The organism is Arthrobacter sp. NPDC093125 (genome assembly GCF_044754225.1).
In the GTDB taxonomy this organism is placed as follows: domain Bacteria; phylum Actinomycetota; class Actinomycetes; order Actinomycetales; family Micrococcaceae; genus Arthrobacter.
This window is the reverse complement of record NZ_JBIVOQ010000009.1, coordinates 104603-118206: the sequence shown is the minus strand read 5'-3', so window position 1 is coordinate 118206 and position 13604 is coordinate 104603. Positions and strand designations below refer to the sequence as shown.

Annotated in this window: 10 protein-coding genes; 8 read left to right on the top strand and 2 right to left on the bottom strand. The window is 66.5% G+C overall.

Going from position 1 to position 13604, the window contains the following annotated elements:
* The first annotated feature begins 79 nt into the window (after positions 1 to 79).
* The 4 genes from lpdA to ACIP9X_RS16140 all read left to right on the top strand — a co-directional run bounded on the left by lpdA (position 80) and on the right by ACIP9X_RS16140 (position 4546).
* Positions 80 to 1462 (top strand): dihydrolipoyl dehydrogenase, encoded by a 1383-nt coding sequence (gene lpdA, locus ACIP9X_RS16155; RefSeq protein WP_400480763.1) that lies wholly within the window; start codon positions 80 to 82, stop codon positions 1460 to 1462.
* A 134-nt stretch (positions 1463 to 1596) separates the two neighbouring features.
* Positions 1597 to 3354 (top strand): 2-oxoglutarate dehydrogenase, E2 component, dihydrolipoamide succinyltransferase, encoded by a 1758-nt coding sequence (gene sucB, locus ACIP9X_RS16150; protein ID WP_400480762.1) that lies wholly within the window; start codon positions 1597 to 1599, stop codon positions 3352 to 3354.
* Between the two features lie 251 nt (positions 3355 to 3605).
* Positions 3606 to 3956 (top strand): hypothetical protein, encoded by a 351-nt coding sequence (locus ACIP9X_RS16145; protein WP_400480761.1) that lies wholly within the window; start codon positions 3606 to 3608, stop codon positions 3954 to 3956.
* A 158-nt stretch (positions 3957 to 4114) separates the two neighbouring features.
* The gene (locus ACIP9X_RS16140; RefSeq protein ID WP_400480760.1) at positions 4115 to 4546 is read left to right on the top strand and encodes an OsmC family protein; all 432 of its coding nucleotides are present in this window, start codon (positions 4115 to 4117) and stop codon (positions 4544 to 4546) included.
* Between the two features lie 135 nt (positions 4547 to 4681).
* Here ACIP9X_RS16140 and ACIP9X_RS16135 read toward each other — a convergent pair whose 3' ends face one another.
* Positions 4682 to 8173, bottom strand: coding sequence for a S41 family peptidase (locus tag ACIP9X_RS16135; protein WP_400480795.1), 3492 nt, complete (start codon positions 8171 to 8173; stop codon positions 4682 to 4684).
* Between the two features lie 73 nt (positions 8174 to 8246).
* Between ACIP9X_RS16135 and ACIP9X_RS16130 the strand changes: the two genes are divergently transcribed.
* Positions 8247 to 9140, top strand: coding sequence for a TIGR01777 family oxidoreductase (locus tag ACIP9X_RS16130; protein ID WP_400480794.1), 894 nt, complete (start codon positions 8247 to 8249; stop codon positions 9138 to 9140).
* A 46-nt stretch (positions 9141 to 9186) separates the two neighbouring features.
* On the opposite strand, the gene ACIP9X_RS16125 is transcribed toward ACIP9X_RS16130, so the two are convergent.
* Positions 9187 to 10905 (bottom strand): serine/threonine-protein kinase, encoded by a 1719-nt coding sequence (locus ACIP9X_RS16125; protein ID WP_400480759.1) that lies wholly within the window; start codon positions 10903 to 10905, stop codon positions 9187 to 9189.
* Between the two features lie 140 nt (positions 10906 to 11045).
* Between ACIP9X_RS16125 and lipB the strand changes: the two genes are divergently transcribed.
* The 3 genes from lipB to ACIP9X_RS16110 all read left to right on the top strand — a co-directional run bounded on the left by lipB (position 11046) and on the right by ACIP9X_RS16110 (position 13556).
* The gene (gene lipB / locus ACIP9X_RS16120) at positions 11046 to 11714 is read left to right on the top strand and encodes a lipoyl(octanoyl) transferase LipB (RefSeq protein ID WP_400480758.1); all 669 of its coding nucleotides are present in this window, start codon (positions 11046 to 11048) and stop codon (positions 11712 to 11714) included.
* Entirely contained in the window at positions 11711 to 12718 is a 1008-nt protein-coding gene (gene lipA / locus ACIP9X_RS16115) for a lipoyl synthase (RefSeq protein ID WP_400480757.1), read from the top strand. The genes lipB and lipA overlap by 4 nt, the downstream gene beginning before the upstream one ends.
* 88 nt (positions 12719 to 12806) lie before the next feature.
* Positions 12807 to 13556, top strand: a complete 750-nt coding sequence (locus ACIP9X_RS16110) for a DUF4191 domain-containing protein (protein ID WP_400480756.1) — start codon at positions 12807 to 12809, stop codon at positions 13554 to 13556.
* Positions 13557 to 13604 lie beyond the last annotated feature (48 nt).

The window sequence follows — 13604 nt, the reverse complement described above, 5'->3', positions numbered from 1 at the left end:
GGCATAATCACGGCAGAGCAAGTTCCAAGACCAGATGATGCGTACTCTCGTGTCATCGTTCACGCGAGGGAGCGTCTAAGTGGCCGATCAGGCAACTGCGCAAGAATTCGACATCCTGGTACTCGGCGGCGGAAGCGGCGGATACGCCACCGCCCTCCGGGCCGTTCAGCTTGGCTTCTCCGTTGGGCTCGTAGAGAAGGCCAAGCTTGGCGGCACCTGCCTGCACAACGGCTGTATCCCCACCAAGGCTCTGCTCCACTCGGCCGAACTGGCCGACCACGCCCGTGACTCCGCCAAATACGGCGTGAACGTCACCCTGGACAGCATCGACATGAGCGCCGTCAACGCCTACAAGGACGGCATCATTGCCGGCAAGTACAAGGGCCTGCAAGGCCTGATCAAGTCCAAGGGCATCACCGTCATCGAAGGTGAAGGCAAACTCAAGGGCACCGACACTGTCGTCGTGAACGGCACGGCCTACAAGGGCAAGAACATCGTTCTCGCCACGGGCTCCTACTCCCGCACCCTCCCGGGCCTGGAAATCGGCGGCAAGGTCATCACCTCCGACGAAGCCCTCACCATGGACACCATCCCGAAGAGCGCCATCATCCTGGGCGGCGGCGTGATCGGCGTCGAGTTCGCCTCGGTCTGGAAGTCCTTCGGCGTCGACGTCACCATCGTTGAAGGCCTGCCGTCGCTGGTCCCCAACGAGGACGCTGCGATCGTGAAGAACTTCGAGCGCGCGTTCAAGAAGCGCGGCATCAAGTTCTCCACCGGCGTCTTCTTCCAGGGCGTCGAGCAGAACGGCGACGGCGTCAAGGTCACCCTTGTTGACGGCAAGACGTTCGAGGCAGACCTGCTCCTCGTCGCCGTCGGCCGCGGTCCGGTCACCGCCAACCTCGGCTTCGAAGATGCCGGCATCACCATCGACCGCGGCTTCGTCATCACCAACGAACGCCTGCACACCGGCGTCGGCAACATCTACGCCGTGGGCGACATCGTCCCGGGCGTCCAGCTGGCCCACCGCGGCTACCAGCAGGGCATCTTCGTTGCCGAGGAAATTGCCGGACTCAAGCCGGCCATCGTCGAAGACGTCAACATCCCCAAGGTCACCTATTCCGAGCCTGAAATCGCCACCGTCGGCTACACCGAAAAGGCTGCCAAGGAGAAGTTCGGAGACGACCAGATCCAGATTCAGGAATACAACCTCGCCGGCAACGGCAAGAGCTCCATCCTGGGCACCGGCGGCATCGTCAAGCTGGTCCGGCAGAAGGACGGCCCCGTGGTGGGCGTCCACATGATCGGCTCGCGCATGGGCGAGCAGATCGGCGAAGCGCAGCTGATCGTGAACTGGGAAGCTTACCCGGAGGATGTGGCCCAGCTGCTGCACGCCCACCCGACCCAGAACGAGGCACTGGGCGAAGCCCACCTGGCCCTCGCGGGCAAAGCCCTCCACGGCTAACAGCCAGGTCCGCGGCTACACCAGCTCCACAAGAACACAGGGCCTAGTGCACCCGGCAATATCTGCTGCGTGCACTAGGCTCGAACAAGCCAGCAATCATTCGCACAAAGATCAATAAGGAGAACGGGGACGACATGTCTGAATCCGTTAACTTGCCCGCCCTCGGTGAGAGCGTCACCGAAGGAACCGTCACCCGCTGGCTCAAGCAGGTAGGTGACCGGGTAGAGGTGGACGAGCCGCTGCTCGAAGTCTCCACCGACAAAGTAGACACTGAGATCCCCTCTCCTATCGCCGGCGTCATCGAGGAAATCCTCGTTGCTGAAGACGAAACAGCAGAAGTTGGCGCTCCCCTGGTCCGCATCGGTGACGGCTCCAGCAACGGGTCCGCCCCCGCGCAGGAAGCACCCACGCAGGAAGCACCGGCCCAGGAAGCACCCGCGCAGGAAGCACCGGCCGAAGAGGCCCCTGCTGCCGAAGCACCGGCCGCCGAAGCTCCTGCCGCTGAAGCAGCACCCGCCGCATCGGGCGAAGGCCACGAGGTCACCCTCCCGGCACTCGGCGAAAGCGTTACTGAAGGCACTGTCACCCGCTGGCTCAAGGCAGTCGGCGACACCGTGGAAGTTGACGAGCCGCTGCTCGAGGTTTCCACCGACAAGGTCGACACCGAGATCCCGTCCCCGGTAGCGGGCACGCTGCAGGAAATCCGCGTCAGCGAGGACGAGACCGCTGAAGTTGGTTCCGTGCTCGCCGTCATCGGTTCCGGCGCTGCCGCTCCCGCAGCCGCACCGGCCCCTGAGAAGCCCGCCGAAGCACCCGCTGCTCCGGCGCCTGCTGAAGCACCGGCCGCACCGGCCCAGGCTGCTGCACCGGCTCCGGCCAAGGAAGAAGCCTCGGCTCCGGCCGCTCCCGCCCAGGCGCCTGCAGCTCAGGCTCCAGCCGCTCCCGCCGAGGCGCCTGCCGCCGGCGGCGACAACGGCTACGTCACTCCCCTGGTCCGGAAGCTGGCCAACCAGCACGGTGTGGACATCGCCAGCCTGTCGGGCACCGGCGTCGGCGGCCGTATCCGCAAGCAGGACGTCCTGGCCGCCGCCGAAGCCAAGGCCGCCCCCGCTGCAGCTCCGGCAGCCGCCTCAGCCCCCGCCCCGGCTGCTGCCGCGGCTGCTTCCTCGCTGCGCGGCACCACCCAGAAGGCACCGCGCATCCGCCAGGTCATCGCCCGCCGCATGCGCGAATCGCTGGATGTGTCCACGCAGCTGACCCAGGTGCACGAAGTGGACATGACCAGGATCGCCAAGCTGCGCCTCAAGGCGAAGAACTCGTTCCAGGCCCAGAACGGCACCAAGCTCACTTTCCTGCCGTTCATCGCCAAGGCTGTGGCCGAGGCCCTGAAGCAGCACCCCAAGCTCAACGCTGCGTACGACGAAGACAAGCAGGAAATCACCTACTACAACGCCGAGCACCTGGCGATCGCCGTCGACACCGACAAGGGCCTGCTGGTCCCGGTCATTGCCGATGCCGGCACCCTCAACCTTGCCGGCCTGGCCGGCAAGATCGCCGATGTTGCGGACCGCACCCGCAACGGCAAGATCGGCCCGGACGAGCTGTCCGGCGGCACGTTCAGCATCACCAACATCGGCTCGGTCGGCGCCCTGTTTGACACGCCGATCATCAACCAGCCGCAGGTCGGCATCCTGGGCACAGGCGCCATCGTCAAGCGGCCCGTCGTGGTGCAGGACGAGAACGGCGATGACTCGATCGCCATCCGCTCGATGATGTACCTGTCGCTGACCTACGACCACCGCCTGGTGGATGGTGCCGACGCAGGACGCTTCCTGCAGACGCTGAAGGCACGACTCGAAGAGGGTGCCTTCGAATCGGACCTCGGACTCTAGGACGTAGGGCCTCTAGGACGCGGGGCCTCAAGGCTCAATAAACCGTCAAACGGCGGCTGCCATCCGGTGGGAAACCACCGGCCGGCAGCCGCCGTTTTTTGCTGCGCCGCTTTCGGACACCCGCCGCTGTTTCAGGGTCCGCTGCTGTTGCTGCACCGGCAGAACACCCCGCCGACGTGGGCAGATACGGTTTGCCAGACCCACCGGCGGTCCTACTACGGAGCGTAGAATGCTCTGGCTACACTGGTGCCATGAACATCGTCTATAACATCATGGTCTTCCTGCACATCGTCGGCGCCGCCATGATCGTCGGCATCTGGATCGGCAACATGAAGAAGCCCACCGTCCACCCCCGGCAGTTCGACGGCGCCGCGCTGCAGCTGCTCACCGGCATCGTGATGATGGGGCTGATTCCCGCCCTGGACATGGACGCCAACTATTTCAAGCTGGGCATCAAGTTTGCCATTGCACTGGCCGTCATCGTCTTGGCCTTCATTGGACGCCGCAAGTACAAGAAGGACGAGCCCATCTCGAAGGGCCTAGCACACAGCGTGGGCGGCCTTGCCCTGCTGAACATCGCGATCGCCACTCTCTGGCAGTGAACCCGCTGAACTGGCGACGGGCCCGGTCATAATCCTCTGACAGCGGACAACCCGTGCGTCCGTACCTGCCAATCCCTAGGATTGAGCAGGAAGGGCCGGGCGGCAGCCTGGGCCTGGACTGATTTGTAGTTGGACTGATCCCTAGTTAAGGAGTGGACATGGCAGCAACACGCACCGCACACACAATATGGAACGGCGACCTGATGACGGGTGCCGGCAACACGACGCTCGACAGCTCCGGACTGGGCACCTACGAGGTCACCTGGAAGGCCCGCACCGAGGCTTCGGAAGGCAAGACCAGCCCGGAAGAGCTGATCGCTGCCGCACACTCGGCCTGCTTCTCCATGGCATTCAGCCACGCCCTCGCCCAGGCCGGCCACACGCCGGAAGAGGTCCACACCAAGGCGGATGTCACCTTCGTACCGGGCACGGGCATCACGGGCAGCCATCTGACCCTGAATGCCAAGGTCCCGGGCATCTCCGAAGATGAGTTCCAGAAGATCGCAGCGGAAGCCAAGGTCGGCTGCCCTGTTTCCGGCGCCCTCGCCAGCATCGACATCACCCTCGACGCCACGCTCGCCGCTTCCTGATTCCCGGCGCGATGTCCCAGCCGCTTGACGGCGGCGGGCAGCGCCGACAGCAAGGCCCTGTGGGTTCTGGACAAACCAGAACCCACAGGGCCTTTTTGTGCCTGCGCCTATGCCGCGCGCTTTGCCGCCGGAGCGTCAGCCAGCCGTGTGCCGGCGGGCCGGCAACGGTGCGGGCCGCAGCCGCCGGTAGCCTTCACGTGCCGGCGGACGGTCAGTGGGGATCTCCTGGACCATTTCCTTCAGCGCGCCGATGCCGTATTCCAGCTGCGGGTCCCGGTTGGCTGCGTAGGCGTGCGGCGGGAACGTCACCTCGATGTCGGGTGCAACGCCGTGGTTTTCCACGTTCCAGCCCACTCCCCCGCCAAACCAGGTGGCGTAGCGCGGCTGGGTGACCCCGGTGCCGTCGGCGAGCGTAAATCGGCTGTCGATGCCCACCACGCCGCCCCAGGTGCGGGTTCCGATGACAGGGCCGATCCCCCGCAGCTTGGACACCTGGGTGATGATGTCGCCGTCGGACCCGGCAAATTCGTCGGCGAGGATGATGACGGGACCGCGCGGGGCGTGGTGCGGATAAGTGCGCGGCTTCTCACCGCGCGGCATGCTCCAGCCCGTCACCTTGCGGCCGATCAGCTCAGCCACAAGCTGGCTGGTGTGGCCGCCGCGGTTGCGGCGCACGTCAACGATGAGACCGTCGAGAGCGGTTTCGGTGTCGAGGTCGCGGTGCAGCTGAGCCCAGCCGTTGGCCATCATGTCCGGGACGTGGAGGTAGCCGAACTTCCCTCCCGACGCTTCGCGCACCGTTCGGCGGTTCGCCGCAACCCAGTCCTGGTAACGCAGGCGTTCCTCGTCCTTGATGGGGACCACGGCAATGCGCCGCTGCCCGCCTGCCGCGGCACCGTGGCCGGCCCCGTTGCGTACGGTGAGTTCCACCGTCCGGCCGGCCGCCCCCACAAGCTGCATGGCAGGCGTCAGCGTCTCCGTGAGCTGCACGCCGTCGACCGCCAGCAGGACATCCCCTGCCTTGGCGGCGGCGCCGGGACGGGCCAGCGGCGACGTCGCCATGGGGTCCGAGGACTCACCGGCGAGGATGCGGACAATCTCCCATCCCTCTCCGTTGAACGACAGGTCAGCGCCGAGGCGGCCCTGGCCATTGCTGCCGTTCTCGGTGGCCGCGGCGGGGCGGACGTAGGCATGGGATGTGCCAAGCTCCCCGTGCAGTTCCCACAGCAGATCCACGAGATCGTCGTGGGAACCGAGCCTCTCGACCAGCGGCCGGTAGCGCTTGTGGACCGATTCCCAGTCCTGTCCTGCCATGTCCTCGGTCCAGAAGAAGTCCCGCTGCAGCCGCCACGCTTCGTCGAAGGCCTGTCCCCAGACACTGACCGGGTCCATCTTCACGCGGATGCGCGAAAGGTCCACCTTGACGAGCTGTCCGGATTCCTCGTCCGCTTTGGCATCCGAGGGCACCACCCGGACCTGCTTCTCGTGGACGGCCACCACCTTCTTGCCGTCGCCGGAAACGATGTAACTGTCGAGGGAGTCCACGATGGTTGCGCTCTTGCGCTTGGCGAGATCGAACCGGACGAGGCTGGGTGCCTCGTCCTTGTCCTCAAGGCTGGCCTTGCCGTCTCCGGTGACCCCGGACAGGGGGCAGTCCAGCCACAGCAGCGCGCCTTCGGCCGCAGCCAGCGACGCGTAGTTGCCTTGCCGGACCGGAACACTGATGACCCGGTGGGAAAGTCCTTCTGCGTCCACGCGGACGGGCGCAGGTTTGTCCTGCTCCGTGCCCTCTTCTCCGGTCCCTTCCTCAAATGAAAGGTCCACGTCAGGACCGAACGGCGATGCCGTGTCAGCCGCCAGGGCCACGAGGTAGGGCTTGATCGGGCTCGGGAACGAAAGGTCGAAGGAGTGCCCGTCGTATACCGGATCGAAGCTGCGGTTGGACAGGAAGGCGAGGAATTTACCGTCGGGAGTGAACGACGGCGACTGGTCACGGAAGCGGCCGTCTGTCACGTCGACGATGGGCTGCTTTTCGCCCTGTCCGTTTGCTCCCACCTGCGTCATCCGGAGGCGGCTGCGGGAGCCAAACGACGTGACGGGCTCCGCCCAGCCGAGCCAGGCAGAGTCCGGGGACCAGCACAGGGCGTCAATGCTTCCCTCACCGATACTGGTTACCGGGGTGAGGGTGCCTTCGCGGGTGTCGGCGATGTAGACATCTCCGAACGAGGTGCCCACCGCGAGCCAGCGGCCGTCGGGGCTGGCTTCCATGGCACTGGCGCGCGACGGCTGCGGGAACGCGATCCGGATGGGCGTCGTGCCGGTGGACGCTGCGGTACCGGTCTCGTCGCTTTCGGCGGCCGGGGCGACGTCGGCACGGGAATCGTCCGCCACGGGCACCTCAACGCCCTGGCCGACGACGCCGGACGCGGAAACAGGGCTGGGCAGCGGCGCGGGCGTTCCCGAAACCGGCTGTTCAGCGGCGTCGTCCGCATTGGTCGCTGTCACGGCAGCCTGGCCGGCCCGAGTGGCGGGGGCCAGCCGCGGTGCAATCTCCCTGATGTACAGGGCTTCCTCATGGTCGTGGTCCGCAATATAGGCGATGCGCCCTTCGCTGAGGGGACGCGGAAGGCGTGCCCTTACTCCGGGGGTGGCTTCCACCACGCGGGAGGGGCCGTCCTTGTGCCGCAGCCAGTGGATGGTTCCGTGCGCCTCCACCGCGCTGGCTGCTCCGCCGGCGTCGGGACGGACGTCGCCAAGGTGCTTGCTGACCTTCAACAAGGAGGGACGGCGTCCTTGGGAAGCCGAACCGAGCGAAATGTCCATCCGGACGGCGTCGGAGCCAAGATCGTGCAGGATCCAGAGCTCTCCGGCGGATTCGAAGACCACGCGCTTGCCGTCCGTGGAGGCGTGGCGAACATAGAAGTCCTCATGGTCCGTATGGCGCCGCAGGTCACTGCCATTAGGCAGGACCGAGTACAGGTTGCCGTAGCCCTCGTGGTCCGAAAGGAAGGCGATCCGGCCGTCCACCCACATCGGATCGGCGAGGTTGCCCTCGAGGTCCGGAAGCAGCCGCTCAAACTCGCCGTTGCCGTCCGCGTCGATCCAGAGTTTCCCGGCCGTGCCGCCCCGGTAACGCTTCCACCACGCCGGCTCCCTCGACAGCACGCTGGCTACCACCACGGGCTTCTCGTCTCCGACCTCGGGGCCGAAGGCTACTGATTCAACGGGCCCGAAGGGCAGCTCCTCCGCCCACCCGCCGTCAGTGGACAGCCGGTAGGCATGGGTATGGCGGCTCTCGGCCTGGCGGAACGCACTGGTGACCACCACCTCACCGGCGGCCGTGAAGCCCTTGACCCTCGTGGTGCTGTGGCCGAAGAAGGTCAGCTGGCGGTACCCGCCGCCGTCGACGTCGGCGATGACGACCTCAGGCGCCGTTCCCTGCACGACCGACCACACGAGCTTCTTGCCATCCGGCGTGAACCGGGGATTGCGGGCCGGAAGTTGCAGGGAGGAAATGCGCCAGGCGCGGCCGCCGCCGAGGGGCGCGATCCAGACGTCGTCCTCGGCCACGAACGTGACCAGATCGCCGTGAACGTGCGGGAATCGGAAGTAGCTCGAAGAGGTCATCATTTGATCATAGTCAAAGTCAACAGGGGCATCCGGGAGGCGCCGCACCGTGCCGGACATGGTGAGATGGATCATGCGTATCGTCATGGCCGGCGCCTCCGGGTTCATCGGCAGCCCCCTCTCCGCCCGCCTCGCCGACGACGGACATGCCGTCACGCGGCTGGTCCGCAGGACGCCCGCTTCCCCCGCCGAAATCCGCTGGGACCCGTCGTCCGGATTCCTCGACCCTGCCTGCCTTGAGGGCGCCGACGCCGTCATCAACCTGTCCGGCGCCGGCATTGGTGACAGGCCGTGGACGCCCGGACGCATCAACGAACTCTTCCGTTCACGGCTGGACCCGACCCGGACCCTGGCCACGGCGATGAAGCACCTCGATGCGCCGCCGCAAGTCTTCATCAGCCAGTCCGGAACGAGCTACTACGGCGACGCAGGCGCGGCCGTCCTCCACGACGAATCCCCCGCCGGTTCCGGCATCCTTGCCCGGATCTGCATCGAATGGGAGGCCGCCGCCCGCGAGGCTCCGGACGGTGTGAGGGTGGTAACCCCGCGGACCGCCGTGGTGCTGAACCGGTCCGGCGGAGCCCTGGGGAAACTGCTTCCGCTGCTGCGGCTGGGGATCGGCGGTCCCTTGGGCAACGGCCGCCAGTACTGGCCATGGATCACGCTGCCGGACCTGTCCGCGGCATTCGGATTCCTTCTGGCGTCAGAGTTGTCCGGCCCGGTCATTGTCTCCGCCCCCGAAGCCGCCGACGTCAATGCCTTGGTGAGGGAACTGGCGGCGGCCCTGCACAGGCCCGCGGCGCTCCGAGTCCCGGCGCCCGCGCTGCGGCTCGTGATGGGCAAGCTGGCGGACGAGCTCCTCCTGGCCAGCCAGAAGGTGGAGCCGTCCCGCCTAAGTGCGGCCGGGTTCAAGTGGCAGCATCCGGCCCTCCGGGAGGCCGCCGCGTGGGTGGCCGGCGGGGAATGAAAGGCGTGGCGGCGTCGAGTGGGAGTGCGGGCGCGTGGCAGCCGCATCACCGTGCCGCGAGTATCTCTGAGATAAACCACTTGCCCTTTACCTTGAGCAGGACGAGCCGCAGGTCAATCGGCGCTGGAGCAGGGCTGGTGGCCGCAGTTCCCGCTGGGGGCCGCTGCACGTAACCGGAGGTCACAGCCGTCACGGCAACCACAGCCCGTTCGTTTGAGCTTTCCGGAAGGAGTCGAATGCCGGAAAGGGTGGTGGAGAAACCTTCGAGCACCGACTTGGACTCCTGCAGCCTGGTGCTGATGCCCGCATCGGCTGCAGCTGCCGGGGAGTTGCCGGCGTTCACCTCGCGGAGCAGTTCCAGCCTGCCATGGCTCAAGGCGAAGGAACGGAGTGCTGCGAGTCCCTTGACGGCTTCCACGGGATTGGCCGACTGCACCTGGCGACGGACGGCAGCGGGCACAGCGGCCGGAACCGGACCGCCTGCCTTCGGACCCGTAGTACTGGGTTCAGCGGGGCCCGGACTCGGCACTCCTGCCTCAGCGGCGCCCGGAACATGAATCGGCAGCAGCTCTGGTGAGGGTGGCAGCGGCAGCCACACATCTGCAATGACAGCGACGGCGGCCAGGGCGGCCCACACCGCCCTCGCGCGACTGCGGGAGGGCGCGGCGGACCGCCGCGCACGCCTGCGCGGTGACGTCCCGGCACTGGTACTCCTGCGCGGCCGGAGCGCTTTCGCCAGCCCGGAAGTGTGGAGGCGTCTTCGCCAGGCGCTCAGGCGCTCCCGATGACGGCTGCGTGGTGGCGGCTCAGGCCTGCGTGTCAGCAGCTGCGGCAGGACGCTCGGATCCACCGAGCGGGAAAGGTCAACAGGTGCTGCCGCCGCACTCCGGTAGACCGCCGTCGCAAGCTCTGTCGCATCGGGCCGCTGCCGCCGGTCCTCGTTGAGGCCTGCCTCCAGCGCCGCGGCAAGCTCAGGGGGAACATCGGGAGCCAGCACGGACAGCGGCGGCCGGGCCGCCGCCGGGAGGGGCGGAGCCCCGGTGAGGCAGTACCAGCCCACGGCGGCTGCGGCATAGACGTCTCGCCCGGGCTGCAGGCCCGCCCGGACGGCATCCACCGGGGAGGGATCCTGAAAACCTGCCGTCCCGGCATCTGAGACCCCGGCCGGATCGCCCACCATGCGGGCCACGCCGACATCGGCCAAGAGGGGCTTCCCGTGCCCGGAAAAGAGAACGTTGCCGGGCGACACATCCGAATGCGTGAATCCCTTGCCATGTAGATAAGCCAAGGCCTGGGCAACGGGCGTCAGCACGGTCACCGTCTCGCCGACGCTCAATCGTCCGCGGGCCGCGACCAGCTGCCCGAGCGAGCCGCCGGGGGCGTAGTCCATCAGGATTCCCAAAGCGGTGTCCGGGCCCTCACCGACCCTGACAACCTCATGCGCCCTGACCAGGTGCCCGTGGTCGAGGACGGACATGATCAGCAGCTCCCGGCGGATATCCTCCTCGGCATACACACCTGCACTGGAACTGCGGGGACGGGACTGGTGGCGTTGAGGCGGGTGGGATCGCGACGAGTGGGAGGTGGGCCGGGGCTCGTGGAACAGCGGGCCGAAGCACTTCAGGGCCAGCTGCCGCCCGGTGGCTTCCTCCTCCACCAGCCAGACGACGGCGCTCCCGCCGGCGCCCAGCCGGCGGCGCACCAGGTAGCCCGCCACCTTCGGCTCACGTCCTGCCGGATCAGTATCCTGCCCCTCAGCATCCATGCCTTAATGACTACCGGAATCTGGCTGTTCCCGCAGAAGTTATCCACAGGTGCGGCAGCCGGGTCCGAAGGGCCTCAGCGAGTGAGAGGTTGGGCACACACTAGCCGGGAGGGACCCGGCCAAGGTCTAAGCTGGATGCCATGACTCTTGAGTTCAGACAGCTGGGTCTCGCCCCTGATTTCGTGGATTATTCGAAGGCCTGGGACCTCCAGCGGGAAATCCATGAGAACGTCCTGGCAGGCAAGGCCGCCAGCACGGTACTTCTCCTCGAACATTCCGCCGTCTACACGGCCGGAAAGCTGACGGAGGACCACGAGCGGCCCTTCGACGGCACTCCCGTGGTACCGGTGGACCGCGGCGGCAAGCTCACATGGCACGGACCCGGCCAGCTCGTGGGTTATCCCATCATCAAACTGAAGAACAAGGCCGGAATCCGCGACTATGTCGAGCGGCTCGAGGCCGTCATCATCGCCGTCCTGGCCGACTACGGCATTCAGGCCGTCCGGATCAAGGGCCGCGCCGGTGTCTGGATCGAGGAAGACCACAAAGGCCCCGCCCGCAAGATCGCGGCCATCGGCATCAGGGTCAACCAGGGTGTCACAATGCACGGCTTCGCCATCAACTGCAACAACGACCTCGCTCCCTACGGCCAGATCATCGCCTGCGGAATCACCGATGCAGGAGTGACCACCATCGCCCGGGAAACCGGCCGCGACGTGGCTCCGGCTGATCTTGTTTCGCGGATCATCGAGGAACTGCGCAAGAATGAAGACGCTTTAGTTGCAACCCCCGAAGGAGTTCTCCTGTGACACTGGCACCAGAAGGCCGGAAGATGCTGCGTATCGAGCAGCGCAACGCGGCCACCCCGGTGGAGCGCAAGCCGGAATGGATCAAGGCCAAGGTCCAGATGGGCCCGGAGTTCGTCCAGCTCAAAAGCCTGGTCAAGAAGGAAGGCCTGCACACCGTCTGCGAGGAAGCCGGCTGCCCGAACATCTTCGAGTGCTGGGAAGACAAGGAAGCCACCTTCCTGATCGGCGGCTCCGAATGCACCCGGCGCTGTGACTTCTGCCAGATCGACACCGGCAAGCCCTCCCCGGTGGACATGTTCGAACCCACCAAGGTCGCCCGCTCCGTGCAGGCCATGGCCCTGCGCTACGCCACCGTCACCGGCGTGGCCCGCGACGACCTCGCCGACGAGGGCGTCTGGCTCTACGCCGAAACGGTCCGCAAGATCCACGAGCTGAACCCGGGCACCGGCGTCGAACTGCTGATCCCGGACTTCTCCGGCAAGCCCGAGCACATTGCCGCGATCTGCGACTCCGCACCCGAGGTGTTCGCCCACAACGTCGAGACCGTGCCGCGGATCTTCAAGCGCATCCGCCCCGCGTTCCGCTACGAACGCTCCCTGGACGTCATCACCCAGGGACGGAACCTGGGCATGGTCACCAAGTCCAACCTGATCCTGGGCATGGGCGAAACCCGCGGGGAAATCTCCGAGGCCCTCCGGGACCTGCACGAGGCCGGCTGTGACCTGATCACCATCACCCAGTACCTGCGCCCCTCCGAACGGCACCTGCCGGTGGACCGCTGGGTCAAGCCGCAGGAATTCGTGGACCTGCAGCAGGAAGCGGAGGAGATCGGCTTCCTCGGCGTCATGTCCGGCCCCCTGGTCCGCTCCTCCTACCGGGCCGGCCGGCTCTGGGCCACCGCGATGCGCAAGAAAGGCCGGGAAATCCCCGCCGAACTCGCCCACATCGAGTCCTCCGGAACCACCCGCCAGGAAGCCAGCAGCCTGCTCGCGGCGCACTCCTAGCAGGACACATCTGACCGCCCAAAGGACCGGACGCCGGAAGTATCCGGCGTCCGGTCCTTTGTCGTGGATCACGTAGAATTAAGGCACTATGGCGAAATCCCCTGATTCCAGCAACAACTCCCCGGCAGCTAACGCTCCCAAGCGCGGCCTCTTCTCGCGCAAGCCCAAGGAAGCGAAGGTCAAGAAGCCCAGCCGGCTCAAGCAGATCGGCGAAGTCTTCAACATGACGCGCCGCCACGATCCCATGGTCCCGTGGCTCATGCTGTTGGCCTTCCTGGGTGTCGTCGCCGTCAGCCTCGTCGTTGGCCTGTTGCTGAATAACTGGATTACCGGCCTGATCATCGGCATTCCGCTGGGTTTCCTCGCCGCTACATTCATCCTGTCGCGCCGCGCGGAACGGGCGGCTTTCGCCCAGATCGAAAACCAGCCCGGCGCGTCCGGGGCTGCCCTCAGCACGCTCAAGCGCGGCTGGATCACCGAAGAACAGCCGGTCGCCGTCAACCCGCGCACGCAGGACGCTGTCTTCCGCGCCATCGGCCGTCCCGGCGTCGTGCTGGTCAGCGAAGGCCCCTCACACCGCGTCAAGCCGCTGCTGGACTCTGAGCGCAAGAAGCTTGCGCGCATCCTCCCCAACGTGACCATCCATGTGATCGAGAGCGGCCGCGGGGAGGGCCAGACGCCCATCAGCCAGGTCGCGAAGAAGATGAACAAGCTGGACAAGGAGCTCACCAAGATCGAGGTCAGCGCAGTGTCCAAGCGCATTTCGTCCCTCGGCACCCGGCTCCCCATTCCGAAGGGCGTTGATCCCTACAAGGCCCGCCCGCAGCGCGGACGCTAAACTTCCTGATCCGCCCCGGCGGCCGGACCTCCTCCGGCGGCCGGGGCG

Excerpts from the sequence above, each read along its gene's own strand:
- ACIP9X_RS16130 (WP_400480794.1), top strand. The coding sequence starts at position 8,247 with ATGCGTATCGTCATGGCCGGCGCCTCCGGGTTCATCGGCAGCCCCCTC.
- ACIP9X_RS16140 (WP_400480760.1), top strand. The coding sequence starts at position 4,115 with ATGGCAGCAACACGCACCGCACACACAATATGGAACGGCGACCTGATG.
- ACIP9X_RS16135 (WP_400480795.1), bottom strand. The coding sequence starts at position 8,173 with ATGACCTCTTCGAGCTACTTCCGATTCCCGCACGTTCACGGCGATCTG.
- sucB (WP_400480762.1), top strand. The coding sequence starts at position 1,597 with ATGTCTGAATCCGTTAACTTGCCCGCCCTCGGTGAGAGCGTCACCGAA.
- ACIP9X_RS16125 (WP_400480759.1), bottom strand. The coding sequence starts at position 10,905 with ATGGATGCTGAGGGGCAGGATACTGATCCGGCAGGACGTGAGCCGAAG.
- lipB (WP_400480758.1), top strand. The coding sequence starts at position 11,046 with ATGACTCTTGAGTTCAGACAGCTGGGTCTCGCCCCTGATTTCGTGGAT.
- ACIP9X_RS16110 (WP_400480756.1), top strand. The coding sequence starts at position 12,807 with ATGGCGAAATCCCCTGATTCCAGCAACAACTCCCCGGCAGCTAACGCT.
- ACIP9X_RS16145 (WP_400480761.1), top strand. The coding sequence starts at position 3,606 with ATGAACATCGTCTATAACATCATGGTCTTCCTGCACATCGTCGGCGCC.